Origin of the sequence: Moritella marina ATCC 15381, from assembly GCF_008931805.1 — a bacterium.
GTDB classification, from domain to species: Bacteria; Pseudomonadota; Gammaproteobacteria; order Enterobacterales; family Moritellaceae; genus Moritella; species Moritella marina.
In genome coordinates this window covers 2342393-2368513 of record NZ_CP044399.1, presented here as the reverse complement: position 1 = coordinate 2368513, position 26121 = coordinate 2342393, and the positions used below count along the sequence as shown (strand labels likewise).

Sequence of the window (26121 nt, the reverse complement as noted above, 5' to 3'; positions counted from 1 at the left end):
TGAATATAAAGTGACACTGAGTTAGTTATTTGGTTGCAACATAGATGTTACAAATTGTGTATTTAACCTGAACTTTTTTGAACAGGTAATTTAAACGTTTGTATGATTTATCATCATACTGTTGAATTTATCTATTTCAGCGAGCTACCCGGTATTTTTTCAAATCGGCTAACTGGTCGGCTTAGCTTGTCTTGAAATTAAACTTTAGCGTATTAGCAGCTTGTACTGTTTTCAGCTAGGCTTTTATATAGCGTTGAATTGAATTCGCAGAGTATTTGTTTAACATTGCTTTTAAGGGGGAGGGATTTATGGCTAAAATTAAATGTATCAGTGTGTTGCTGTTGGTGTTGACGTGTCCATTTAATAGCTTTTCAAAACAAAAGATTGCTGTATTTTTGGGGAGTCCTATGTCAGGGCTTCAATATCAACAAGATGACTTGCGTTTTTCCTTGGGCCTGAAAGATTTCGGTATTGCGTTTGATCAGACTTTCAGTGTGGCGGCATTATTGGAAAAACCTAAATTAGCACCGCTCTATGTTTATTTAGGCGCACAACTTGTTGACCACCATAAGCATAAGGTAGCTGTACGCTCAGGTATCGGATTCCAACAACCTTTTGAGCAGATAATCCTGTATGCAGAACTTGGTCCAAGCCTGTATGTGGTAGAAGATGTGGATATCAAGTTAGAAGCGAGCTTAGGTATTAAAATTGATTTTTAAATACACTCGCGTCGAATAGGGGGAACATCATTGAGTCAATACTGCTCAAAAATCGAGATACATCAAGGTTGGGATAAGCAGGATGTTGCAAACGACGAGATAGCTGGACAAGGTAAATATTTTTTTTACCTTACTACAGCGGTAAATAAAGTATTCGTCAAAGTGCTGTAGATGCTCATCACGACGGATGTAATGGAATAATTGCATTTGTTTTGTGTAATTACCTTCAGTATTAAAAAATACTCGGCCATTAACGCGTTGATAGAGTAACGGATCAACATCTCTCATGTGATAGAGCAGGCAGCGTAATGAAGAAACTGCACGTGCGACATTAATTAGCGTGATAATTGAAAACGCGATAAAAATAAGATCACTATTATTCATCCTTTCCCCTTAGCGGTAAACGCTAGCCTGCCAGTTACTTTCATTATCCTTATTAATATGAGTGTAATATATATTTTTGTTTTCGGTATGTTATGGCCGATAAAAGCGAATAATTTATATTATGAAACGATAATTTAACACTTCATTAATACATTACAAAAACTAATCCAATAAGTCTTAAAATGTACTGTGTTTTAGCTGATTTTTTACTTGCCTAAGCTGGGTCTCAGGACTATGATGCCGCCTGAAATGCAGAGTAAGATATTGCGTATATGGATTTAGCCTGTCACCAATCTTTTCATTGTCAATCCAACTAGAGTTTATCTCTAATTATTGCGGTTTTTAGCTTTGATTACCGTTTTATATTCGTAACTTATTATGAGGGTATGGTTGTGCTACAACAATCGTCTTCTGCCAATATGGCAAAATTACTATTTCTAATTATTATACTGACTGCTGTAGGGCAAATGACACAAACAATGTATGTGCCATCTATTGCCGCAATGGCTACCGATTTTGCGGTTCAGCCAACGTATCTACAAGCGGTTATGGCGGCTTACCTGATCCCTTATGGCTTATCGCAGTTCATCTACGGCCCTTTATCAGACCGCATTGGTCGACGACCTGTGATAATGTTGGGCATGGCTATATTCATGGTGGGTACATTGGCGGCTTTATTCGCTCCGTCATTTGAGTACTTTCTATTAGCTAGCTTTATCCAAGGTTCAGGTACGGGTTGTGCTGGCGCAATGTCGCGAACGGTGACGCGTGACTGTTACGATGGTGCATCACTGCATCGAGCTAATAGCTTTGTGAGTATGGGGGTCATCTTTTCACCCTTACTTGCACCTGTGGTAGGTGGTTACCTGTCAATGGCATTTGATTGGAAAGCAAGTTATGTATTTTTGCTGATCCTAGGTGCGTTAGTGACATTAGCCATGTTTACGATGTTTGATGAAACACTGCCGAAAGAAAAGCGTCGTAATGAGCGCGTTTGGACAAGCTACAGTTATGTGTTGAGTAATCGCCAATTTCAAGGTTATGTCTTTTGCCTTATTGCTACATTCGCGGGTATCGCTGTGTTTGAAGCGGCGGCAGGTGTTTTGCTTGGCAGTGTGTTAAAGCTTGACCCAACGACGGTAAGCTGGTTATTTGTATTACCATTACCGGGTTATTTGTTGGGCGCGTGGTTATCGGCAACATTATCGGTGCGTATCGGTCAACGTAATCTGTTTAATATTGGTATGGCGACATTAATCATTGGTGCGGTTGTGATAGTTATCCCCGGTATGAGCGGATTAGTCACTGTGGTTTCCTTGATCGGTGGTGGTTTTATTTCATTTATTGGTGCTGGCATTATTTTTCCAGCTGCAACCACTGCGGCAATTCAACCTTTCCCAAATCATGCTGGGACAGCAGGTGCTATTTTGGGTGGTATGCAAAACTTAGGTGCGGGTCTGGCGACATTAGCTGCATCATTGATGGGCGCTAAAGATCAGTTTAACCTTGGTACTGTGATGCTGGTAGCTGCAGTGCTGGTGGTGGTTAGTATTCTGTGGGTGCGTCGCCGCTTTACCAGTGATACAGCCATGACACCTAGTTTATAAATAGCTTATAACAGCATACAGCGGGAACAGGGATGTTCCCGTTTGACTGATTACTGATTAGTTCGATAATGTGGGTCTGTCCAGCAACGTGGTAATTCTTCCCCGGATAGAAAAAGTAACTCTGATTTGTTAAATGATTCAGGGTCTTGCTGTTCCTCACCAACCTGATAACGGCCGATTACCGTATTATGGAACAGGTTAGTAAGATCATCTTCTCCTATCACTTCTATCATATCGTTATTGATTCTATGTTTTAAAAACATGTTAGCCCCGCTTATTTACTGTTTTCTATTAGTGATAGTATAGCTGTCACTCACCTTTTATTTTGATTATCGGTTAAACTACGGGGGCAATGAACCCGTTATGTAGATGTAAATATGACAAAACCATTCTCGCAATCTTGTGAAAATAATAAACAAGCTATTTTAAACGTACTCACGGCTGAATTCAGTCACGCTCAGCAAGTACTAGAAATTGGCACGGGCAGTGCACAGCATGCAGTACATTTTGCAGCTAAGTTACCCCACCTTACTTGGAAAACAAGTGACTTAGCCTGTAATCATGCCGGTATTTATACCTGGTTAGACAGTGTTAATTTAGCTAACTTACAGCGTCCGTTATTATTAGATTTAAACCAAGATTGGCCGATTGACAATGTGGACGGCATTTTTACAGCTAACACGTTACATATTGTTGGCTGGCCTTTGGTGAAGCGTTTCTTTCAAGGGGCGGGTAAGCATTTAGTCTCAGGCGGAAAGCTTTGTATCTATGGCCCGTTTAATTATGGTGGCCTATTTACCAGCCCAAGCAATGCTAATTTTGATGTGTGGCTAAAGAATATTGATAGTGAACGCGGTATTCGCGATATTGACGCGATTAACCAGCTGGCTAATGCACAAAACCTGACATTGACAGCCGATCACATTATGCCTGCTAATAACCGTTTATTAGTATTCGTGAAATCTTAAGTTTGGCTTAATAATGGCTCCACAAACAGATTAACGTCTTTCACAAGATGTGCAGCCACGGCAAGCTACGCGAGTTTTACTGCTGCGATCGAGTCGACTACGTTGCACTTTGCAGTAAGCATTTTTTAAACAACGGCGGTAATCAAACCAGTCTTGTGGTTTGGTTAGTAACACATAACCATTGAAGCGTTTGATTAAATCACCTTGCCATTCGTGCATTAAGCCACTGTCAAAACCAATATCAAAAAAATCTAATAAGTCAGGGGCATTCGTTAGTAACTTTACTTGCTCAGCAGTACTGGGTTTGGTTGTTGTTTGCATAGCGGCCTTTTAGCTTAATTCTCCCATAGCCACTCATGAGCGTAAATCTAAAGCCGACGATTAGTTGTTGTGGATCAAAAAAACACAAATGATAATAATTATCATTTGTGTTGAGGTGTTTTGAATTTCTTGTTAGTATCGATTTATCCCTAAGTAAACAAGGAAGTAACATGCCAAATCGATTCCGTTTTACGCTATCATCAGCGGTTATATTTTCAATACTGTCATTATTTACAATGTTATTAAGTGCGACTTGGACGACGAATGCCATCGCTGCAGAAAACAAATTTAAAGTAGTGACGACCTTTACCGTGATAGCGGACATGGCGAGAAACGTAGCGGGTGATGCTGCTATCGTGACTTCAATTACTAAGCCTGATGCTGAAATTCATAACTACCAAGCTACACCGGGTGATATAAGTCGTGCGCAAGCTGCTGATTTAATTATTTATAATGGATTAAACCTGGAGTTATGGTTTGATAAGTTTTTCCATAATCTACGTGATGTACCTAGTGTTGTCGTTACCAAAGGCATTGTTCCTATGGGTATTTCGCAAGGTCCTTATTCGGGTAAACCCAATCCTCATGCTTGGATGTCATCTGATAATGCCCTTGTTTATGTTGAAAATATTCGCCAAGCCTTGGTGAAATACGACAGTATGAATACTGCTATTTATAATCAAAATGCACAGCGTTACAGTGCCAAGATAATCGCCGCAGTAGAACCATTCAAGCAGCAAATTGCTGCCTTAACCAAGCATCAACGCTGGTTAGTTAGTAGTGAGGGATCGTTCAGTTATTTAGCCCGTGATTACGATTTACAAGAGCTCTATCTTTGGCCTATCAATGCGGATTCTCAAGGGACACCGCAACAAGTGCGCAAGGTTATCGATAAAGTGAAGGCTAATCATATTTCAGCCATCTTTAGTGAAAGTACGGTATCAGCCCGACCTGCACAACAAGTCGCTCGCGAGACGGGGAGTCGTTATGCTGGCGTTTTATATGTTGATTCATTAAGTGCGAAGGATGGCCCTGTGCCCACGTATATCGACTTGTTAAAAGTCACCCTAGGTACGATAGCAAAAGGACTTGAACAACAATGATCGGATTAGCGGTTAACAATATTAGTGTGACGTACCGAAACGGCCATACAGCACTATTCAATGCTAGTTTTAGCTTACCTCAAGGCTCGATTACGGCATTGGTTGGGATTAATGGCAGCGGTAAATCAACCTTGTTTAAGGCGATAATGGGGTTTGTTACGTTAGCAAAAGGCTCGGTTGATATTTTAGGACTGCCAGTCAATAAAGCGTTAAAAAGTAATTTGGTTGCCTATGTGCCACAGAGTGAAGAGATTGATTGGAATTTTCCTATTTTAGTCAAAGATGTTGTTATGATGGGGCGCTACGGACACATGAATATGTTGCGTATAGCGAAACAGAAAGATCAGGATAAAGTCAATTTGGCGCTTGAACGCGTTAATATGAGCGAATTTAAGTATCGACAAATTGGCGAGTTATCTGGCGGTCAAAAAAAACGGGTGTTCCTTGCTCGTGCATTGGCTCAAGAAAGCCAAGTTATTTTACTTGATGAACCTTTTACCGGGGTTGACGTGCAAACAGAAGAACAGATCATGGCGTTATTACGAGAGTTACGCGCTGAAGGTAAAGTGATTTTAGTTTCCACGCATAACCTCGGCAGTGTGCCAGAGTTTTGCGACCGAACTGTGTTAATTAACCGCACCATATTGGGTGCGGGATTAACCAGTGAAATATTCACTCAGGATAACTTGCAGAAAACCTTTGGTGGGGTATTACGTCACTTTATTCTTGCGGGCGATGAACTGCATGAAGATGACGATAAGCGGCAGGTGACGGTACTGTCAGATCATGAACGTCCGGTGGTTCTTTATGGTAACGGTGAGCAAACACCGGTGGTGAGAGAGAGATGATAGAGTCACTATTAGTCCCCTTTAGTTATGACTATATGGTCAATGCCATTTTTATTAGTGCGTTGGTCGGCGGTGTTTGTGCTTTTTTATCTGCGTATTTAATGTTGAAAGGTTGGTCATTAATTGGTGACGCCTTATCACATGCCATTGTCCCCGGTGTCGCAGGTGCTTATATGTTAGGGCTGCCGTTTGCTTTGGGGGCTTTTTTTTCGGGCGGCTTGGCTGCCACCACCATGTTGTTTTTAAATCAACGAACAAAGCTCAAAGAAGACGCGATCATAGGCCTTATATTTACCGCATTTTTTGGTTTAGGGCTGTTTATGGTGTCGCTGTCACCGACATCGGTGAATATTCAAACCATCGTTATGGGTAATATTTTAGCGATTACGCCAGCTGATACCTTACAACTGTTATTAATCTCCGGTATTTCCTTGTTTGTACTGATATTGAAGTGGAAAGATTTAATGGTGGTGTTTTTTGATGAAAATCATGCCCGCAGTATTGGTTTAAACTCGAATGCGTTAAAGGTTTTATTTTTTATCTTGTTAAGTGCGTGTACCGTCGCGGCACTACAAACGGTAGGTGCCTTTTTAGTGATCGCCATGGTCGTTACGCCTGGTGCAACGGCTTACTTACTCAGCGATAGGTTCTCTTGGGTGATTATATTAAGTGTCATTATTGGTGCGGTGAGTTCATTTATTAGTGCTTACCTTAGCTATTTTATTGATGGTGCAACGGGTGGCATCATCGTGATACTACAAGCGATAGTATTTATATTGGCGTTTGTATTTGCGCCCAAGCATGGTTATTTAGCGGCAAGATACAAGGCTAGACAAACGATAGGGATATTATGATGGTGAGCTTACTTGATACGTTATCTGAAACAATATTAAATACCTTGTTAGAACCGTTTTCATTTACCTTTATGCAGCAAGCATTTTTAATCGTGCTGCTTGTGGCGATCCCAACTGCTTTATTATCGTGTTTTTTGGTATTAAAAGGCTGGTCTTTGATGGGGGATGCTATTTCTCATTCAGTGCTACCTGGGGTGGTGATCGCTTATGTTCTGGCTATTCCTTATGTTATTGGTGCATTTGTGGCAGGGATTTTTTGTGCGCTTGTAACCGGTTTTATTAAAGATAATAGCCGACTGAAAGAAGATACTGTTATGGGCGTGGTATTTTCGAGTATGTTTGGTTTGGGCTTGGTATTAATGACCAAAATAGAATCCGGTGTGCATTTAGATCATATCTTGTTTGGTGATGTACTTGGGGTGGCATGGCTGGATATTTTGGAGGTTGGTGTTATCGCTTTTCTGGTTGTGGCGTTCATGCTGATTAAAGGTAAGGATCTACTGGTATTTGTGTTTGATCATCAGCACGCGAAGGCGATCGGCTTATCGACAGGGTTATTACATTATGGTTTATTGTCACTACTCACACTAACGATAGTTTGCGCGCTAAAAGCGGTGGGCATGATATTAGTGATTGCGATGTTGATTGCCCCTGGAGCTATCGCGTTTTTATTAACGAATAAATTTCAAAGTATGCTACTGGTGGCATTGTTTATTTCGTTATTAGCGTCGTTCTTTGGCGTATATCTAAGCTTTTTCCTCGACAGCGCCCCGGCGCCAACGATTATCATGTTATTGAGTATCGCCTTTATTCTGGTGTTTATTTATAGCAGTTACCAAGCAAAAGTAACTGCGTCAAAATACTTACATCAAGATATCGCTGCGGATTTAAGTTGCTTGTAAGTCGTCAAGCCATTGCTGTTCGAAGTCTTTCATACGTAAATGTTTACGTGAGTTTTCATGTGATTCTTTATGCTGAGCTGAAGTAAATGGGCCAGCTTGGCAGCAATGACAGCAATCATCACCAAGTATTGTCGACGGTGTTAATTGTGCTCTTAGCGCCAGAGCTAATTGATTAGTAGGGCGTGGACTCCATACATAAGTAATGCCTTTAGTATCTTTAACGTGTTTATCACGATCAACATTACGAATGCGGTAGCCAGGGAAATTGGCTATGTCGAAGTTCATTTCACCGAGGAAATAGATGTCTGTATTGCGTATTAATGAATGTTGAATATTCCATTCAGAGTAAGGTTTTACGTCTTTGCTGGTGATATAACACAGTTGTGGACCTGTAGGATCAAGTAACTGCTCACTGCTATTAATTAAAAATTGGCGTAACAGTCGGCGATTTAGCGTGTTAATACCAATGCCTGCGCATTTGTCATTAAACTCTGCTTTGGAGGTAAACCCGGGGACGAGTGGAAATTGGAAAATGACTAAGTCAAAGCTATGGCGGTTTATTTCAGACCATGTCTCAGGTTTCGTAATATCAAAGCCAGTTAATACTTGGCAATGATTAGCGAGTAATTTTTGATAAAAATCATCACCATATTTATTTTCCAACGTGGTCAGAGGATCGTAAATTGTGGCTGTTAAATGCGTCGGTGCATAATGTTGAAGTAAGGCGTTAGAAAATGATAAATCGCCATCGCCAATAGTTAGGATACGCCAGTTGGGATTAATATACATGGTCAAAAAAACTCATTAATACTATAAAGCGGTATATTATACGGCAGCGCTGCAATAATTTCACTTCTACAATGCCATTAACATTATTATTTCTATACTTAAGTTAATCCTCTTACTTAAGGTATCGCAATGAAACATATCGCGATTGTTGTTCCTGAATTCCCAATAGCCTCTGAAACATTTGTGGTCACGGAAATATGTGCACTAGCAAAGGCGGGGCATCAAGTCACCGTATTTTGCTTTATTAAGCGTGATTCAGAAGTGACATTGCCTAATAATGTCACAGTGATAGATGTCAATATAGCCTCTAATAAACAAGTATCTGCGTTTGTTGCTAAGCACCCTTTAGCGACGACAAAAGCCTTTAATTGCGCCCATCATCAGCATGCTATCACGACGTGCTCATTACTTGCTTATGGTGCAAAATTAGCTTACCTCGCGGATAAGTTTCGCTGTGAGCATTTTCATTGTCATTTTATGCACTGCAGTTTAGCGTACACAATCGTCGCCGCTTGCTGGTTAGATATTACCACTTCGAGTGTTGAGCATGGATCTGCTATATATGAAGATAATGATGATATACGCTATAAATTAACGGCGTGTAATTTTAACATTGCTGAGTGTGAAGATATCATTAAGAACTTTCAACGACTGGGGGCAAAGCATTTACATTTGTTGCACAGTGGGGTTGATCTTTCTCTTTTTCCCGCTCATCCAGTACCGCCACATAAACAACTGGAGTTACTCTTTGTTGGTCATTTGGTCGAGAAAAAAGGCATTGCTTATGCGTTAGAGGCACTGGCTTTGATTGCTGAAAATATACGTCCACATTTCGATATTGTAGGCCAAGGACCAGCACAAAATTACCTCCAGCACTTAGTTAAAAAATTAAACTTAACCGCATTTGTACGTTTGCTGGGTTATCGTTCCCCACACTGGATTGCGCAAAAAGGTCCTGATTATGATGGTTTTGTTGCCCCGTTTTGTGTTTCTGCTGATGGCGATAGTGATAGTGGCCCTGTGGTATTAAAAGAGGCGATGGCGATGGGGTTACCTGTTATTACCAGTGATATAATGGGATGCAGTGACATTGTGACTGAAGATACCGGGTATATCGTTGCTTCGAAAGACGTACTGGCATTAAAACTAGCGATAGAAGCGCTTATACAATGCCAGAATAACGTGCGTGAGCAGATGCGGATCCTGGCGCGTCAGCGAGTAGAACAGTATTTTAATGCCCAAGTGCAAGCCCACCGACTATCTCGTTTGATTGAAGGAGCCAGTGTTAAATGAATAGTTTAAGGGAGATGTTGATATATGGAATGGGTATTTTTGTACTAAAAGGCTTGGGCTTTATCATGATGCCCATCGTGACGCGTATGTTGACGCAAGTTGATTATGGAGAGCTTAATTTTTTAGTCAGTATTGCGTCGATGGTAAGCCTATTCCTGACTTTAGGTTTGGGCGACATCTTATTTCGCTTTGCCAGTGGTCAGGTTAAAGAAGATAACGATGCCGTAATGCGCCAATGCTTTCGTCTGTCGTTATTGTGCGCGGTGACATTTTTGTGCTTGGCCTTACCACTCAGTGGCCTCATCATGAGTTGGTTGCCGGTTAGCTTAGGCTTATTGGACCTGCAGTTATTATTGATTAGTTTATCACTCTCTTCATTACTCACAGTACCTTATTGTTATTTTAGAATGACGCATCGAGCTGTCCCTTTTATGGTGTTTTCTATTGCACAGGGCGCACTACAAACAATGCTTTCTATTGGTTTATTGCTATCAGGCTATGGTGTCACAGGCATGATGCTATCAAGTGCAATCAGTAGCTCTGTTATCGCGATTACAGTGCTAATATATTTTCGGGCGCATCTACAAGGAACACGGACTCAGTTTTCATTGGAACATTATCGCTATATCGCTTTTATTGTTTGTTCAGGCATCTTTGTTTATTGCCTTAATGGCGCCGAGAATTGGCTGGTAGTTATTCATTTAGGTAAGCAACAATTAGCGATATTTTTTGCTGCAGGACAGTTTGGATTAATGATTTCGGTGGCTTTCGAGCCATTTCGTATGTGGTGGTATGCAAGGCGTTTTAAGATCCATGAAGCAGATCCTAAACTTGGCGCTAAGTATGCTGTACTTGGTGTGCAAATAGGCATGATATTGGCTGGTAGTATGCTATTTTTCGCCCCTGTTTTGATGAACGTTATGCTACCTGAAAGCTATCGTGAGAGTATTAGTTTGATCCCTTGGATATGTTTAATCATGGCGTTACGGTTTCACTCCGAATTACTCAATATTGGCTGTTTTTTGAAACAGAGTGCGAGATGGGCATCGATTATTGATGGCGTTTGTGCCGTGCATTTAGTGGCAGTTGGTTATTGGGCAGTCGGGGAACATGGTCTTACTGGTTTATTGTGCACTATGGTGTTAACGGTTTTAATTCGCGGCATACTCTTCTATATGATCAGCCAGCGTTTGGTTTATTTGCCTTATCGAAAATCATATTTACTGACATCATGGGGGATTTTTATGATCCTATTGATCGTTAATATGAGTAAGATCTCGGGTTATCGTGTCATTGAATTTATTCTGCTGGTGATAAACTCTTTGTTATTACTTTATTTTTATCGAGATCTGTGGCGAGGTCTGCAACTTTCAGCGTGGCGTAGATACATTTCCCACTAATGTTATATTCAGAACTAAAGTTAAAGGATTAAGTTCGCGGCGAAAGGGATTATTATATGGAGTTTACTGCGTTATTAGTTGAAGACAGTGCGTCTATGGGGGCTATTTATAGTGCTTATTTACGTAATGAAGGCGCTAATGTTACTTATGTTCAATCAGGTGCTGGTGCATTAATTGAGCTTGCACGTTGGCAGCCTGACTTACTTATTTTAGATATACAGTTACCTGATATGTCTGGGATGGATATTTTAATGACCGTGCAGCAACGCTATCCTGACATGAGCATTATTATGATCACTGCACACGCTTCCATAGACCTTGCTGTTGATGCCATGCGTGCTGGGGCATTTGATTTTTTAGTCAAACCTTTCGATGCAAAACGGCTATCTATAACCCTGCGTAATGCACTTAAGCAGCGCCAATTAATTCACCTAGTTGCAAACTATGAAAATAGTTTACCAAAACCAAGTTTTCATGGATTTATTGGTGATTCGTTAGCGATGCAAGCCGTTTATAAAACGATTGATTGTGTTGCTAGCAGTAAAGCATCTGTTTTCATTACTGGTGAAAGTGGTACGGGTAAAGAAGTTTGCGCACAAGCGGTACATGATAGTGGGGGGCGGAAAAATAAACCGTTTATCGCGCTTAACTGTGCTGCGATCCCGAAAGAGTTAATTGAAAGTGAGATATTTGGGCATGTAAAAGGTGCATTCACAGGGGCGATATCTAACCGTGATGGCGCTGCAACACAAGCACATGGTGGGACATTATTTCTCGATGAAATATGCGAAATGGATTTAGATCTGCAGAGTAAGCTATTGCGTTTCATTCAAACCGGTGTATTTCAGCGTGTTGGTTGCTCACAAGAAGAATGTGTCGATGTTCGTTTTGTTAGTGCGACAAATCGACGTCCTTGGATTGAAGTAACAGAGGGACGATTTCGTGAAGACCTGTTCTATCGTTTACACGTTATCCCGATAGAGTTACCACCATTGCGCCTGCGTAATAACGATAGCTTGTTGATAGCCCAGCAATTACTCATTGATTACAGCAAAGAAGAGAGGAAACATTTTACAAGTTTTGATAATAAAGCCATTGAAATCATCACCCATTATGCTTGGCCAGGTAATGTACGCATGCTGCAAAACGTGATCCGCCAAATGGTAGTGTTAAATGATGGCGAGGTGATTACAAGTCGCATGTTACCAATCGAAATGCAGCAAGAAAATGGGGTTAAGGCAAAGAAAATAACGTCGAATTTATTCGTTCATGGTGATTCCCTTAACATGCATCATGCGAGTTCGTTATTACAAAGGTTGTCTCCTCACGTTGTTGATCGCACTCTAGATGATGCTCAAGTGGGGAGAGGTCTAATCGGTGAAGAGATAGAGCCATTGTGGAAGAGTGAAAAACGCATTATTGAAAATGCTATTTCACATTGTGATGGCAATATACCTAAGGCCGCGGCATTACTAGATATAAACGCATCGACTATTTATCGTAAACGTCAGAGCTGGGCGCAAGTTTTATCAAGTAATGTTAATTGACTCATATGAAATATTATCTCTTTTTATATAAATTATGCTTTACATGATGACCGGTTTTAAATGATAATGAGAATTATTATTATTTAGGGGTGTGGTTATGCAAACTTGGAAAGTGTTAATGGAAGATGGTCATCGTTGTGTGAGTGAAAAATCCTGGTTAGATGCGGAGCTTTGTTACCAGAATGCCGTGGAACAGATAAAGCTGCAGTGGGAGAATAAACCTGAAGATGAAGCGTTATTAATGGCTTGGATATCAGCTCAACATCATTTGGCTGCTATTTACGAAGCACAAGACCAGCACTATACCGCATTGCGATATCTAACGATGCCCCATCAATGGATGATGTCATTACTACGTGGTGAATCCGTATCAGACACTTTCAAAACCCTTGCTAGGCAAGCCGTTAAAGTCACGCTAATGCCACTACTCGATTTTAGCCGCCGTCATCCTATCTGTGAATCTTGCTTTGATGCATTACAAATATCGCCAGAGTGGTTAAAAGAGCCGCACCCAACAGTGCATTAATGTGGTTACGCTAATTTATATTCAATGTAATGAAGGAGATGATGATGAGTTTATTATGGACGATACCCGTGGTACTCACGGTATTTTATATCGCTATTTGTATCCGACGGGCAAATAAAGCGAAACCAGTACAGCAAGGTGAGAGTTTGTAGTGGTTAGGGCATAATCAGGCCTGTGAATGACAGACCTGATTAACCGTTTTTATCCAATAAAGCTGAGATAGCCTTGCAGAATAATTAAATTAACAATATCAATAAAGAATGCGCCAACAATAGGCACTACCATGAACGCCTGTGGTGAGGGGCCATAGCGTGATACAAGTGAGCCCATGTTCATTACCGCAGTTGGCGTTGCACCGAGACCAAAGCCACAGTGACCACCTGCAATAATAGCAGCATCGTAATTTGAACCCATTAATTTAAAAGTGACAAAATACGAGAAAAGAGCCAGTACGACAGCCTGTACAGATAAAATTACCAATAGCGGTAACGCTAAATCAAAAATATTCCATAATTTAAGATTCATTAATGCCATTGCTAAAAACAAAGATAAAGCGACGGTACCTAGGATATCAACAGCTTCAGTATTTACTTTATAGCTTTTGGTTACTTCGGTGGTATTGGTGATGATCACACCTAAAAATAGCGCGTAGACAAAATCTGGAATACGTAACCATGTGATGTTAAGTAAAGATACGGCTTGTTCTACATAACCGGCACCTACCACACACGTTAACAGAATAAACAGCGTCTCGATGATACTTTTACCTGTGATACGGTCTTCTTCTAACTCGTTATAAGTCACTAACTCAGGGAATTGTTCATGATGGTTAGTACCAATGCCATACTCGGACTCTAAGTTATTTTTAGCAATAAGGCGTTGGGCGACTGGACCACCGATAATACCACCAACGACTAAGCCAAAAGTGGCTGCAGCCATTGCTAATTCAAGGGTATTGATGCCGTACATTTCATAAAATGTTTGTGACCAAGCGGCGCCTGTACCGTGACCACCAGATAAGGTGATTGAGCCTGCAATTAAACCATAAATAGGCTCAAGCCCAAGCATGGTTGCTAAGCTAATCCCAATTCCGTTTTGAATGATAATGTAAAGTGAGGCAACCGCTAAGAAAAGGAATACTTTCGTGCCACCTTTTAATAGCTGAGTGTAGCTGGCTGCCAAGCCTACCGTACTAAAGAACATAAGCATTAATGTGCTTTGTAGGGGCAGAGAGAATTCTAGCGTGATATTTTGAAAGTGCAAAATGGTGATAATAACGGCGACAATTAATCCACCGACTATTGGTTCTGGTATGTTGAATCGTTGCAGTACGGGTATTTTCTTATTACAGATATGCCCTAGAAATAGTACTAAAAAAGCGATTAAAAAAGATTCTAGTTCACCAATTGAATAAATAGTATTCATATTACCTCTTGGTTATTAATCAGTGTGATGTGTTTTACAAATTTAAAATGAATGTGAATAAACAGATCATGAAACTGATGTTGTGATTAAAATTGAGATTTAATACCGAGTAAATAGTGTCGTAGATGAAATCTCGACCATTGATATCCATAGCCTCATGATTGATGACCGAATTGTTTACTCTGAGCGTTAAATTACTTGTTAAATGTATATTTCATATATGCATAAAATTTACATAAAGTACGTTGGTGCCATACCTAGTACATAAGCAAACGTTTACCCTGTGAACGGCTTGATTTGCAGTTTAGCTATCTATTATGGATAGGTTAATTAAAAAATAATGCCCGAATATAGCATATTTTAATTTTTATTCATTATTTATAGTTAAATAACGATATTTGTACTACTAAAATCGCCATTAAAGTCTACAAAAAACCACACTAAACGATGGGTTAACATGATTTTGTATAAAATACATTATTGATTGTCATGTTTTGGTTTATTCAGAGTTTAATAGTGCGAATATTAATGAGAATGATAGTAATTCTCATTTGATCTTGTTATATTGGCGCCACTTAAACATAAATGACGCTGTAGGGAATTCTCGATGTCTTGGAATAAGAAGTATTTAACCACATCTATTTTATTAGCTTTATCAATGCCAGCAATAGCTGAATCCAATAGCAATATGGCTGACGCCACGACTGTTGTATCAGCTACACGATCGGAACAGTTACTCACAGATGTCGCAGCGTCAGTAAGTGTCATTTCCGCTGATGATATTGAAGCTAATCTTGTAAAAGATGTTGGAGAATTATTTGACTATACACCGGGTGTTACAGTAGAAAGTGATCCTCGATATGGCGTTCAAAGTGTTAATATTCGAGGAATGGAAGGCAATCGCGTTAAAATTGTGGTTGATGGTGTATCGCAAGCCAACCGTTTTGATTCAGGACAGTCTTTCATTCAATCAGGACGATTAGATATTGACCCAGATATGATTAAATCAGTTGAAGTAGTTAAAGGTGCGGCATCGAGTTTATATGGTAGTGATGCGATTGCAGGTATTGTGGCATTTGAAACCAAAGATCCAAGTGATTTTATTGATACCGGCGATAATAGCGGTGGTCATGTAAAACTAGGTTATCACTCGGTAGATAGTAGTTTTTCTCAGTCAGTGGCTTTGGCTAATCGCACAGAGCTGGCGAAGAAGAGCAAAACTTTGGCGAGCCAGACCCACAAGAAACAGAAAAAAATAATGTGTTAGTGAAACTGCAATATCAAATCAATGAAAATCATCGCATTGAATTTACTGGTGAACAGGTGCTTTCAGATACAGATAGTGATTTACCACTCGATAGTACTTGGGATAAAAACTATGATGCTAAAGATCAGCATGAACGTCAACGTATTGGTGCAAAATATATTTTAACTGCAAATAACGCGCTATTTGATTCAGTAGCACTACAGATTGATTGGAAGAAAAGTAAGCAAATATCAAAAACCATGCGTGGTAACACAGCGAAAAAAAGTGAATTAAAAGATTATCTTTATGGTGAAGAAGGTTATGAAGGCAGTGCTAAATTTGATAAATCATTTGCATTAGCTGGAATGGAACATTATTTAACATATGGTTTGTCTTATGAATATCGCGATATTGAGAATATCAATGTGACTTATAAGACGGACGGTGCGGGAGATACCGCGAGTACGTTATATTATTATATGCCTGCTGCTAAAGAGAGTAAATGGGGCGCTTATCTACAAGATCAAATCGTTTTGCTTAACGGTGATTTAGTATTAACGCCAAGTGTTCGTTTTGATAGTTTTAGTACTAATCCTGATAATAGTGTACCGACAGACAAGCATAAAGACGTGAGTGGTTATATCCCAACTGATTACAAAGATTATTCAGATTCTGCAGTAACTGGTAAGTTTGGCGCTCTGTATAGTTTAACTAATGATACGAAGGTATTTGCGCAAGTTAGCCAAGGTTTTAGAGCTCCAGATTTCCAAGAACTGTTCTATTCATATAGCAGTGGTACTATGCCGTATAAGAGTGAGCCTAACCCTAACTTAAAAGCTGAAACAAGTATTTCTTATGAAACAGGTTTACGCGGTAACTTTAACGCTGGTAATTATGAGTTTGCGCTGTTTTATAGTGACTATGATAACTTTATTGATACGGTAACTCGTTATGATGACCCTAAGTATAAATGGGGGATTACATCGTATGATAATCTTGAAAAAGCAACGATTAAAGGTGCAGAATTAGGTGCTAATTTATGGCTAGATAGTTTAATAGGGGCATTTGACGGTACGACTTTACGCTTAGCTGCAGCTTACACTGAAGGTGAAGATCAAGATGGTTTAGCGCTAAACAGTGTCTCACCTTGGAACATGGTTGTTGGTCTTAATTATGATAGCCCAAGTGCTAATTGGGGCACATCACTGAAAACTGTTTATACTGCCAAGAAAGGCGCTAACGACATAAACACTACTGACACAGGTGATAAAGATCAAATTGAGAATCCAAGTTCAACCGTGGTTGATTTAACTGCTTACTACAAGCCGATGGAAGATTTAACATTACGTGCTGGTGTGTATAACCTAACTGATGAGCAGTACTGGTCATGGAATGATGTGCGAGGCTTAACAGCACAAGATAATGATTTATCACAAGCGGGACGTAACTATGGCGTAACGGTTAAATATGACTTTTAATTAGTCTCTTGTATTACGTTTTAACTCATTTGTGTAGATGAAAATCCGCTGACCTTTACTCAGCGGATTTTTTCGTATTCCCGTTACCTAATTCTTGCTTGACCCACTATCATAAGGTCGATATCTTATTCATATAGTTAAGTCACCACATACTCTCTATGGATCTTAGAGTTCACAATAAATGGAATTAATTTTGCAACAGTTGAATTATACAAAACTTGGTTTAGTGTCGCTATTTTTAGGCTCGAACGTTCAAGCTGAAACACAAAGCGAGTGTATTGACAAGCAAGTCGCAGCCAGCCCAGCAGAAATGACATTAGGTGAAATCAGAGGGATATGCGCAGCACAAAGCAGCCTTGAAGAAGATGGCACCGTTATTATTCGTGGTAAAAAAGTAAAAGCAGGGGTGCTAACAAGACGTATTGTTGCTGAGCGGCAAAATGATTCATCGGAATTCGTGCTAACGCCACATCGAATGAATTATATTCTCCCTGCCTATAGCACGAGCGAAGTTAACCCTGAAGCCTATCAAGAGGCTGAGGCCTTAGATGAAGGTTACAAGACGGTTGAATCAAAATTTCAATTGAGTCTTAAGTTACCCTTGAGTTATAGCTCGCTGTTAGTCGATGGTGATCGTATTTATGCTGCATTCACGATCGAAGCATGGTGGCAAGTTTATGCCAAGGATATATCGAGCCCTTTCCGAGAAACAAATTACCGTCCTGAAGTGTTCTATGTTGCACCACTCGATTGGCACCCTAATGATGCTAATACCGGGGTAATGGTTGGATTTGAACATCAATCGAATGGACGCTCTGGTAGTCTTTCTCGATCATGGAATAGAGTCTACGCTGAGTTCATTTATGAGCAAGGCAACTTAGTGTGGAGCGTTAGACCTTGGTATCGTTTAGCTGAAAATGAGAAAACCGACCCAACAAGTCCTAAAGGCGATGATAACCCGGATATCGCCGATTATATGGGTAATGTCGAATATGGTATCGGTTACGCTTTTGGTAAATATGAATTAAGCGCTGAGATGCGACAGAATTTTTCTACCCATAATGGCTCGGTGCAAGTAAACCTAACAACACCTTTATATGGTAAGTTGAAAGGTTATATCACAGTGTTTAATGGCTATGGGGAAAGCCTGATTGATTACAATCACAGCCAAACGCGATTTGGTATTGGTATCGCGCTTAATAATATGTTTTAAGCGTATTAGCCAAACTTTTTCTCATGCGCTTGCAATGTTCTCTCAACTTTTTTTAACGCTAATGCAATTTTAACCGCGACACTCGGTGATGCGTGTTTATCACCTAGTAGCGTAGCTGAATGCGCAGCGCATAGATTTTCAGCACCTTGCCATTGTGTGATTAACTGCGTTACCCAATTCCTGAAATCGGTTGCTGCACCAGGTCTTTTTTCTAGCGTCTGTGGCAGGGTCATGTGGAATGTGACTTCTGGTTTTTTGAGTACACCAATGATGCTCGGAAACTTCAAATACATTAGCGTATCATCTACGTGAATTGTTTTAGACGCTTTGTGATAGGCCAGTACCGATGCAAAATGTAAGTTCTCGTTCGTTGAGATGAAGTCAACACCAGCGGGTACAGAGAATTCAAAATCGTCAGCAAACAGCGCAGCAAATTCACTTGATTCTGTTAGTTGTGATTGCCACGGTAGATTCGGGAATTTATCGAGGTGACGTTGAGTGCCATAAAGCTTTGCGTGTGGATAGGTTTCATGTACTGTTTTGACATGTATGGTATGGAAAGGGTGCAAGTTAATGATGGCTTCAAGGTCTTCGCCATTATTGGTTAATGCATCGACCTGGTTTTTAAGTTTCCCCGTTAATGTATAGGCATCAAGCAGGACAAATTTACCATTTTGACAGCGTACTATTGACGCATGAGTGCCTATATTTAAGATGCCCCCGATCTTAAAATCGCCGCGTATATTCCAGAAGTTATCCGCAATATTTAGTATTTTTTCACTCATGTTATTTATTACCTCAAAACCTGTTGCAGTTTACTATATGGGTGTTGTTTATAATGACCGTTGTGTAATAGCAATAACATAAGAAATTAGGTGTATATAGCTAATTGCTTCGATTTGTTTATTTATATAAGCAATAAGGGTGATCAAGAACGAATTTTATAGGTGTTAACCCCCTGGAAAATGTCGTTAAATAGTTATTTTTGTTTAATTTTGAACCTAAGGGACTGTAAAGTGTTCATGTAGCATAAGTCGACTTGCATGTGCTAACTAACTACTGCATAATCACCTCATCGAAACAACAGACGGTCTGGCTAACATTGTTTAGCGGGAATGGTCGATAGTTAATGGCGGTTGTAGCTCAGTTGGTAGAGCCCCGGATTGTGATTCCGGTTGTCGAGGGTTCAATCCCCTTCAGTCGCCCCATATTAAAAAGCCTGCTTATATAAGCAGGCTTTTTTGGTTCTAGAATTATATAAAATATAAATGATGACTTAAGCTTCAATTAAAGTCTAAATTAATCTTGAAATAAAGTTGTAACCCGTCCAGTTTCTGAATCGTAGTTTATAGATATCTTCGCTTTTTTGCGGTTATTTGTTGTATCGCCCAGTGTCCTTAAAACATAAGTACATTGGCTTTGATCGCTCCCAGCATCAGCTTTGTGACGATAAGCGGTAAAATCAGTGCTAGCATCTTTATTTGTCGATACAGAGGCTGGATTTAGCAACAAAATATTCCATAGTGATACGCAACCTTCCTTGCCTTTACCTATATTTTTAGGATTCGTGATAATACCTTTATTATTACCTTTATTTATACCGAGTGGGTACCCGCTTGGATTTACATCTATAGAGCCATCTGCATAACCTGGAATGTTTGCCATGTGTATGCCAAGTCCTAATATTTGATAGCGTATTTGAACAAAACTGACCGCTTCTTGATAGGCCGCTGCAATCACTTTAACACGACTAATTTCTGCATCTTCACGAAAATTAACAAATTTAGGGATCGCGATAGCCGCTAGTGCCGCCAGAATGATGATGGTGATAGCTAATTCAATAAGGGTGAACCCCTGTGTTCTTATTGCTTTAGATGACATATAGCGCCTGTTTGGTTATTGCCTTCCTTAAGTTTAACCGATTATTAAGTAAGTGGTAAATGATATGTATATTCATTTCTACGATATGAATTAGGTCACGTACCTAATTCATGCCTTGGTGAGTCATCAGGCTGCTTATCGCTCGACTTAAGGTTTTATACACTGCTTTGTTGTTATTTTCATTGTTGTTTACTCTGCATTTGCCGGTTTAATTTGGATTTAAACCCTAAGGTTGTTTTCATTGTGCGATCTATGCCTCTTATTGAGTATTTCTTAAGTGTTAATATCTTGTCGAGTTTACCTTTCTTTACTTATCCATAATAAAAGAGATTAATTATGTGGAATCGACTGAATAAATCTATGATGTGTTGCCAAATGCTGTTTGGCTTATCTTTCTACGGCGTAATGATTATTTTAACCCGCTTCTTTTTAGAAGATTTGGGGTATAGCGAAGCTGACACCATGATGGTTGTTGGTGCGTTTTCTGCTATAGGTCCGTTGTTTGCTATTGCGGGTGGTTTCATTGCTGATAAATTTTTGGGTGCTTATCGATCGTTAACGATTGCTTATCTTGCCTTTGCCATAGGTTATGGCTTACTTGTCTTTGGTGCATCGGCAGGTAATGTACAATTATGTCTGGTTGGTATTGCGCTAGCCAGTTACGGCCGTGGTCTAATGTCGCCTTCATATCCAAGTCTGTACAAGCGTACATTCGCAAGCCAAGAAGATTTTGAAAATGGTTACCCAGTTAACTATTCAGTAAACAATGTCGGTGCCTTTTTAGGGCAATACTTATTCCCTATGTTCGTACTTGCAATTGGTTTTAATGGCAGCTTCATGTTATCTGCTGTGATGGCCTTCATTGCGTTTGCCATTCTAGTCGTTTCACGTAAACCACTATCAAAAGTAGGCGCTGAGATTGACCAAGCACCTGTAAGTACTAAAAACTGGATTGCATTCACTACGTTATCTGTTGCAATGATAGGTTTAGTATTCTTTATGTTTTCAAATATGGATATTGGCCAGAATATCATTTATGCAATTGGTGCATCAGCGATCCTTTATTTCATCTCATTAATGCTTAAATCGGAACGTGCTGATGCATTAAAGATGGGGACTATCCTTATCATGACTGTATTAACAACGGCTTTCTTTGTGTATTACGGCCAAATGATGACGTCAATGACGATGGTAACGATTAATACTATGCGTGGTGATCTGTTTGGTTTCATTCCAATTGCACCTGAAGCGGCAATGGCAATGAATTCACTTTGGTGTATCGTTGGTGGTCCAGTGATCGTATATGTATTCTTATCACTTGAAAAACGCAATATTAACTTTACGACAGCAACTAAAATCGGTTTCGCATTTATCTTAACGGCAATCGCGTTTGGTATCCTGACGATGGCTGTATTGAATGTTGGCGAAGATGCTGTTATTCGTCCTGAAATCTTTATGGTGATTCATTTCTTCCAAGCATTTGCTGAAGTGATTGTGGGCAGTATGGTTGTGGCATTCATCTTGTCTGTGGCACCGAAACACATTGAGAATTTCTCAGTGAGCTTATACTCAGTCGCTATGGCAATGAGTGGTATTGTTGGCGCGGTATTCTCTACTTCAATTGCGATGGAGAAGGGCCAAGAGATCACGCAAGAAGTCGTGCAAACAGTTTACGGTGACTACTTTAGCCTATTAACAGGTTTAGCTGTAGTGATGGTATTTGTCGCCTTCTTAGCGTCATTTGTTATTCGTAAGATGCTTGAGAAGAGTAAAGAAGCGGAAGGGATGACAACTGCTGAAGCATAATAGCAGTTAATAAGATGTCGTTTTAAAAAACGAGACTGTCGCCTTTAACAGGTTAATCATGCAAACAGTCTTGGTGAATACAAAAAGGCCGCTCTTATGTTATTTACAGGAGCGGCCTTTTATTATCTCTAATAATCTAAACGATTAGCTTTATACGATTAACCTTTATAGATCTTAGGGTTAAATGCATCACGTAACCAGTCACCAAGCAAGTTGATTACTAAAACTAGTGTAACGAGTAATACACCAGGAAAGGCTGTGATCCACCAAGCACCAGAGAAGATGTATTTAAAGCCAGTACTGATTAACGCACCTAATGAAGGTTGGTCAACCGGTAAACCTAAGCCTAGGAATGACAGCGCTGCTTCAGACATAATCGCATTAGCAATCTGTACTGTTGAAATCACTAGGATAGGCGACAGGCAGTTTGGCAGTATGTGTCTAAACATAATACGCATCGACTTTAGACCCATGACTTGTGCTGCTTCAACGTATTCTTTTTGTTTCTCGGCTAATACAGAGGCACGAATAGTACGTGCATACTGTGGCCATTCTGCTACACCGATGATCACCACGAGCATGACGACGGCATATTGACTAAAGAATTCAGCACCGAAACTCGCTTTAAAGATAGCGGATACGATGATCGCCACCATCATGGTCGAGAACGATAACTGTACATCAGCAAAACGCATTAGGAAGCTATCAACACGGCCACCGAAGTAACCTGCAGACAGACCAATGACAATACCTAAGATTAACTGTACACCAACAGCTAAGAAACCAATTGTCAGTGATAAACGTGAACCATAAAGCATGGTTGATAAAATATCACGGCCTTGATCATCAGTACCTAAGGTAAAACGTTCGTCTCCGTCTTCCATCCATGAAGGTGGTAGCTCAGAGTCCATGATATCAATGCTGGTAATATCATACGGGTCTGTTGGTGCTATTAATGGCGCTGCTAATGCTGAGATCAAAAATGTTAAAAAGATCGCAAAGCTGAACATTGCCACCTTATCTCTTAAGAAATAATAGATAAGGTCTGAATTTTTAAAGCGTTCCCAGCGAGTAGGAACATGAGAAGAAGTCACTGTGTTCATACTAATTATCCTTTACCTGTAATGTTTACTGTTGGGTTAACGAACCCGTATAACAGGTCAACAAGGGTATTTGTTACCACAAAGATTAAACCTACAAAGATGACATAAGCGGTAATTAATGGTGTATCAACACGGTTAATCGCTTCTAAAAATAGGAAACCTGTTCCTGGCCATTGGAATACTGTTTCGGTCAAGATTGTATAAGCAATCATGGTACCGATCTGTACACCACCAACGGTGATCACAGGTAACATGGTATTTTTAAGGGCATGTACATAGTAAATTTTGTTTAATGCTAGGCCTTTGGCTTTAGCAAACTTGACGTATTCAGAGCTTAACGCTTCCAGCATTTCAGAACGAACCAAGCGGATGAAAAGCGGCAACATGATAGAAGCCAATGAGATGCTTGGTAATATTAAGTGTAAGAAACCATCCATCGTAAGGAAACCTGTTTCCCAACCCATGATATTAACAGTTTCGCCACGTCCATAAGACGGTAACCAACCTAGTTCGATGGAGAAGATATACATCAACATGATTGCAGTTAAGAATACCGGTACAGAAATACCAATACTACTTACCGCCATGATAATTTTTGTTAGCGCACTTTTGGGATGAATCGCCGAGTAGACACCTAATGGGATCGACACGAATACAATAATGACGGCTGCGCCAAACACAAGTTCTAGTGTTGCTTGAAGCTTATCAAAAATAACTTCTGCTGCAGGTCGTTTAAAGAAATACGAGGTGCCTAAGTCACCTTGTAGTGCATTAACAAGAAAACGGCTGTATTTAGTCATGTACGGATCATTTAGACCTAGCTCGTCACGCAGTGCTTGTCGTTCGTCTTCAGATACAGATTGACCAACTAATTCGCGTAACGGATCGCCTAGATTATCCTGAATGGAAAATGCTACCAAACTGATCACGAACATTACTACCAAGGCCTGAAAGAGGCGTTTGATCAGAAATGTGAACATTCCTTGTCTCCCAAAGTAAAATTAACTTTTATCATTATATTTATTTAAAATAATCGGTGTTTTTATCGGTTTATCTTGATAAAAACACCGCATAGTAACGGTATTAAATACCGTTAAGATTTAGTCGTTATTTAACGTTTAGGTTATTTAACTACTAGGTCACCGAAGTACGGGAAGTTTAGTGCGTTTACAATCGGCTCAATTTGTAGCGTCGATTTTGCGCCCCACGCTAGATCCTGCCAATGTAGTGGCACGAAAGCAGCTTCGTCATACAAGATGTTTTCAACACGTTGCAACATCACACCACGTTTTGCTGTGTCTGTTTCAGCATTTGCGCTGTTTACTAATTTATCAACTTCAGCATTTGAATATTGACCACAGTTGTAAGCACCACGACCTGTTTCAGCATCTTTAGTCATTGTTAAGAATTCAGAGAAGTTAGCTGAATCTTCAGTATCTGAATGCCAACCAATCATCATCATGTCTGCTGAACAAAGGTCAAACTCAGGCCAGTATTGTGCTTTTGGCATTGTTTTTAGATCAACTTTGATACCGATTTTAGAGAGCATAGCAGCAGTTGCTTGTGCGATCTTAGCATCGTTAACATAACGGTTATTTGGTGCCATCATTGAAAGTTTAAAGCCATTTTCATAACCCGCATCTTTCATTAGCTGTTTTGCTTTTTTCAAGTCATAACGTGGTACTAGGTCTGCATCATAACCAGCGTAACCTGCAGGGCCTTGTTGACCAGCAGTTGTACCGAAGCCTTTCATGATCTTCTTAACAATACCTTGGTTATTGATTGCATGTACGATCGCTTGACGTACGCGCACATCTTTAAGCGCAGGGTTGCTGCCTTGGTTCATTTGGAACGTGATGATACGTGTTCCAGATACCGTTACTAGATCGATGTCTTTAGATTTCTTAACACGTTTTTGATCGTTTGGTGCAACTGGGTGGATCATGTCAACGTCACCAGAAAGTAGTGCAGCAACACGTGTAGCATCTTCTTTAATTGGCACAAGTGTTAGCTTGTCAACGTTACCTGGTGATGTCTTATCCCAGTAGCCGTCGAAACGTTCGAATACAACTTTTACACCTTGCTCGCGAGATGCGATAGTGAAAGGGCCTGTACCAGATACGTTTGTTGAAGCGTATGAACTACCGTGTTTAACGATTGCTGACTTGTCTTTACCTGCTTCAGATTTACCCGAGTAGAACTTTTTGTCCATTGGGAAAATGTAAGTAGCGGTTTGTAGAACAAGTGGGTACGGTTCTGAAGAGACGATTTCTACAGTGTAGTCATCAATCTTCGTCATTTTTTCGTATGGTGCAAAAATATTTTTGTAATCAACTGATAATTTTAAACGGTCGAACGTCCAAACAACATCATCAGCAGTCAGAGTGTTACCAGAGTGGAATTTAACGCCTTCACGTAAGTGGAAACGGAACGTCGTGTCATTAACACGTTCCCATTTGTCAGCAATACGGCCTTCAAAATCGAAATCTTTAGTAAAACGCACTAGCGGATCAAACAACATGTGCGACATCTGTAGTGTACCACCAGATAGTTGCTCATGTGGGTCAAGCGATACTGGATCTGCATCGTAAGCAACAGTGATATCTGCTGCAGCAGCGCTAACGCTTAGGCCTGCGGCCATTAGGGCAATGGCTAGTTTGGTCTTTAAGGTTTTCATTTGCATAACTCCTTCATGCTGGGACGTGACG

The 26121-nt window shown here is 40.1% G+C and carries 25 protein-coding genes and 1 tRNA gene; 16 read left to right on the top strand and 10 right to left on the bottom strand.

The features are described 5' to 3' along the window. The first annotated feature begins 308 nt into the window (after positions 1-308). The gene (locus FR932_RS10675; RefSeq protein ID WP_019440608.1) at positions 309-719 is read left to right on the top strand and encodes a hypothetical protein; all 411 of its coding nucleotides are present in this window, start codon (positions 309-311) and stop codon (positions 717-719) included. Between the two features lie 45 nt (positions 720-764). Here the strand turns inward: FR932_RS10675 and FR932_RS10670 are convergent, their stop codons facing one another. Beyond that, entirely contained in the window at positions 765-1103 is a 339-nt protein-coding gene (locus tag FR932_RS10670; RefSeq protein WP_019440607.1) for a hypothetical protein, read from the bottom strand. Between the two features lie 386 nt (positions 1104-1489). Here FR932_RS10670 and emrD point away from each other — a divergent pair, with 386 nt between their 5' ends. Then, complete coding sequence (gene emrD, locus FR932_RS10665) at positions 1490-2710, top strand: multidrug efflux MFS transporter EmrD (protein WP_019628858.1); 1221 nt, start codon at positions 1490-1492, stop codon at positions 2708-2710. 50 nt (positions 2711-2760) lie between these two features. On the opposite strand, the gene FR932_RS10660 is transcribed toward emrD, so the two are convergent. Continuing rightward, complete coding sequence (locus tag FR932_RS10660; RefSeq protein ID WP_240532373.1) at positions 2761-2943, bottom strand: acetyltransferase; 183 nt, start codon at positions 2941-2943, stop codon at positions 2761-2763. Positions 2944-3087: 144 nt separating this feature from the next. On the opposite strand from FR932_RS10660, the gene FR932_RS10655 reads away from it, so the two are divergent. Continuing rightward, complete coding sequence (locus FR932_RS10655) at positions 3088-3678, top strand: DUF938 domain-containing protein (protein ID WP_019440604.1); 591 nt, start codon at positions 3088-3090, stop codon at positions 3676-3678. Between the two features lie 30 nt (positions 3679-3708). Here the strand turns inward: FR932_RS10655 and FR932_RS10650 are convergent, their stop codons facing one another. Beyond that, positions 3709-3999: a nitrogen fixation NifW family protein gene (locus FR932_RS10650; RefSeq protein ID WP_019440603.1), complete on the bottom strand. Its 291-nt coding sequence runs from the start codon at positions 3997-3999 to the stop codon at positions 3709-3711. A 170-nt stretch (positions 4000-4169) separates the two neighbouring features. Between FR932_RS10650 and FR932_RS10645 the strand changes: the two genes are divergently transcribed. From FR932_RS10645 to FR932_RS10630, 4 genes are read left to right on the top strand one after another with little or no spacing between them, the layout of a single operon-like run. Further along, positions 4170-5102 (top strand): metal ABC transporter substrate-binding protein, encoded by a 933-nt coding sequence (locus tag FR932_RS10645; RefSeq protein WP_019440602.1) that lies wholly within the window; start codon positions 4170-4172, stop codon positions 5100-5102. Beyond that, on the top strand, positions 5099-5950 hold the full coding sequence (locus tag FR932_RS10640; RefSeq protein WP_019440601.1) for a manganese/iron ABC transporter ATP-binding protein: 852 nt from the start codon (positions 5099-5101) through the stop codon (positions 5948-5950). The genes FR932_RS10645 and FR932_RS10640 overlap by 4 nt, the downstream gene beginning before the upstream one ends. Further along, the gene (locus FR932_RS10635; protein WP_019440600.1) at positions 5947-6804 is read left to right on the top strand and encodes a metal ABC transporter permease; all 858 of its coding nucleotides are present in this window, start codon (positions 5947-5949) and stop codon (positions 6802-6804) included. Before FR932_RS10640 ends, FR932_RS10635 begins: the two co-directional genes overlap by 4 nt. Beyond that, complete coding sequence (locus tag FR932_RS10630; RefSeq protein WP_019440599.1) at positions 6801-7706, top strand: metal ABC transporter permease; 906 nt, start codon at positions 6801-6803, stop codon at positions 7704-7706. Before FR932_RS10635 ends, FR932_RS10630 begins: the two co-directional genes overlap by 4 nt. On the opposite strand, the gene FR932_RS10625 is transcribed toward FR932_RS10630, so the two are convergent. Then, a complete protein-coding gene (locus tag FR932_RS10625; protein WP_019440598.1) occupies positions 7692-8495 on the bottom strand; it encodes a class I SAM-dependent methyltransferase in 804 nt (267 codons plus the stop codon). The genes FR932_RS10630 and FR932_RS10625 overlap by 15 nt on opposite strands. A 129-nt stretch (positions 8496-8624) precedes the next feature. On the opposite strand from FR932_RS10625, the gene FR932_RS10620 reads away from it, so the two are divergent. The 4 genes from FR932_RS10620 to FR932_RS10605 all read left to right on the top strand — a co-directional run bounded on the left by FR932_RS10620 (position 8625) and on the right by FR932_RS10605 (position 13261). Beyond that, a complete protein-coding gene (locus FR932_RS10620; RefSeq protein WP_019440597.1) occupies positions 8625-9788 on the top strand; it encodes a glycosyltransferase in 1164 nt (387 codons plus the stop codon). Continuing rightward, positions 9785-11188, top strand: a complete 1404-nt coding sequence (locus FR932_RS10615) for a lipopolysaccharide biosynthesis protein (protein ID WP_019628856.1) — start codon at positions 9785-9787, stop codon at positions 11186-11188. Before FR932_RS10620 ends, FR932_RS10615 begins: the two co-directional genes overlap by 4 nt. Before the next feature lie 56 nt (positions 11189-11244). After that, complete coding sequence (locus FR932_RS10610; RefSeq protein WP_019440595.1) at positions 11245-12735, top strand: sigma-54-dependent transcriptional regulator; 1491 nt, start codon at positions 11245-11247, stop codon at positions 12733-12735. Between the two features lie 97 nt (positions 12736-12832). After that, the gene (locus FR932_RS10605; protein WP_019440594.1) at positions 12833-13261 is read left to right on the top strand and encodes a hypothetical protein; all 429 of its coding nucleotides are present in this window, start codon (positions 12833-12835) and stop codon (positions 13259-13261) included. A gap of 201 nt (positions 13262-13462) precedes the next feature. Here the strand turns inward: FR932_RS10605 and gltS are convergent, their stop codons facing one another. Further along, positions 13463-14686, bottom strand: a complete 1224-nt coding sequence (gene gltS, locus FR932_RS10600; protein WP_019440592.1) for a sodium/glutamate symporter — start codon at positions 14684-14686, stop codon at positions 13463-13465. 607 nt (positions 14687-15293) lie between these two features. Between gltS and FR932_RS21550 the strand changes: the two genes are divergently transcribed. The 3 genes from FR932_RS21550 (at position 15294) to FR932_RS10590 (ending at position 18623) form a co-directional block, all read left to right on the top strand. Then, positions 15294-15953 carry a TonB-dependent receptor plug domain-containing protein gene (locus FR932_RS21550; protein ID WP_196805525.1) on the top strand — a complete coding sequence of 220 codons (660 nt, stop codon included), beginning with the start codon at positions 15294-15296 and terminating at the stop codon, positions 15951-15953. Further along, on the top strand, positions 15947-17410 hold the full coding sequence (locus FR932_RS10595) for a TonB-dependent receptor domain-containing protein (protein WP_196805524.1): 1464 nt from the start codon (positions 15947-15949) through the stop codon (positions 17408-17410). The genes FR932_RS21550 and FR932_RS10595 overlap by 7 nt, the downstream gene beginning before the upstream one ends. A gap of 181 nt (positions 17411-17591) precedes the next feature. After that, entirely contained in the window at positions 17592-18623 is a 1032-nt protein-coding gene (locus FR932_RS10590) for a phospholipase A (RefSeq protein WP_019440591.1), read from the top strand. Between the two features lie 5 nt (positions 18624-18628). On the opposite strand, the gene FR932_RS10585 is transcribed toward FR932_RS10590, so the two are convergent. Beyond that, positions 18629-19408: a hypothetical protein gene (locus FR932_RS10585; protein ID WP_019440590.1), complete on the bottom strand. Its 780-nt coding sequence runs from the start codon at positions 19406-19408 to the stop codon at positions 18629-18631. Positions 19409-19755: 347 nt separating this feature from the next. On the opposite strand from FR932_RS10585, the gene FR932_RS10580 reads away from it, so the two are divergent. Then, positions 19756-19831 (top strand) — tRNA-His (locus FR932_RS10580). 91 nt (positions 19832-19922) lie between these two features. Here the strand turns inward: FR932_RS10580 and FR932_RS10575 are convergent. Further along, positions 19923-20504 carry a prepilin-type N-terminal cleavage/methylation domain-containing protein gene (locus FR932_RS10575; RefSeq protein ID WP_019440589.1) on the bottom strand — a complete coding sequence of 194 codons (582 nt, stop codon included), beginning with the start codon at positions 20502-20504 and terminating at the stop codon, positions 19923-19925. 336 nt (positions 20505-20840) lie between these two features. Between FR932_RS10575 and FR932_RS10570 the strand changes: the two genes are divergently transcribed. Further along, positions 20841-22310: a peptide MFS transporter gene (locus FR932_RS10570; RefSeq protein WP_019628855.1), complete on the top strand. Its 1470-nt coding sequence runs from the start codon at positions 20841-20843 to the stop codon at positions 22308-22310. A 158-nt stretch (positions 22311-22468) separates the two neighbouring features. On the opposite strand, the gene FR932_RS10565 is transcribed toward FR932_RS10570, so the two are convergent. The 3 genes from FR932_RS10565 to FR932_RS10555 form a co-directional block, all read right to left on the bottom strand. Further along, on the bottom strand, positions 22469-23413 hold the full coding sequence (locus FR932_RS10565; protein ID WP_019440587.1) for an ABC transporter permease: 945 nt from the start codon (positions 23411-23413) through the stop codon (positions 22469-22471). A 5-nt stretch (positions 23414-23418) separates the two neighbouring features. After that, entirely contained in the window at positions 23419-24393 is a 975-nt protein-coding gene (locus FR932_RS10560; protein WP_019440586.1) for an ABC transporter permease, read from the bottom strand. A gap of 143 nt (positions 24394-24536) precedes the next feature. Beyond that, positions 24537-26090, bottom strand: a complete 1554-nt coding sequence (locus tag FR932_RS10555) for an ABC transporter substrate-binding protein (protein ID WP_019440585.1) — start codon at positions 26088-26090, stop codon at positions 24537-24539. Positions 26091-26121 lie beyond the last annotated feature (31 nt).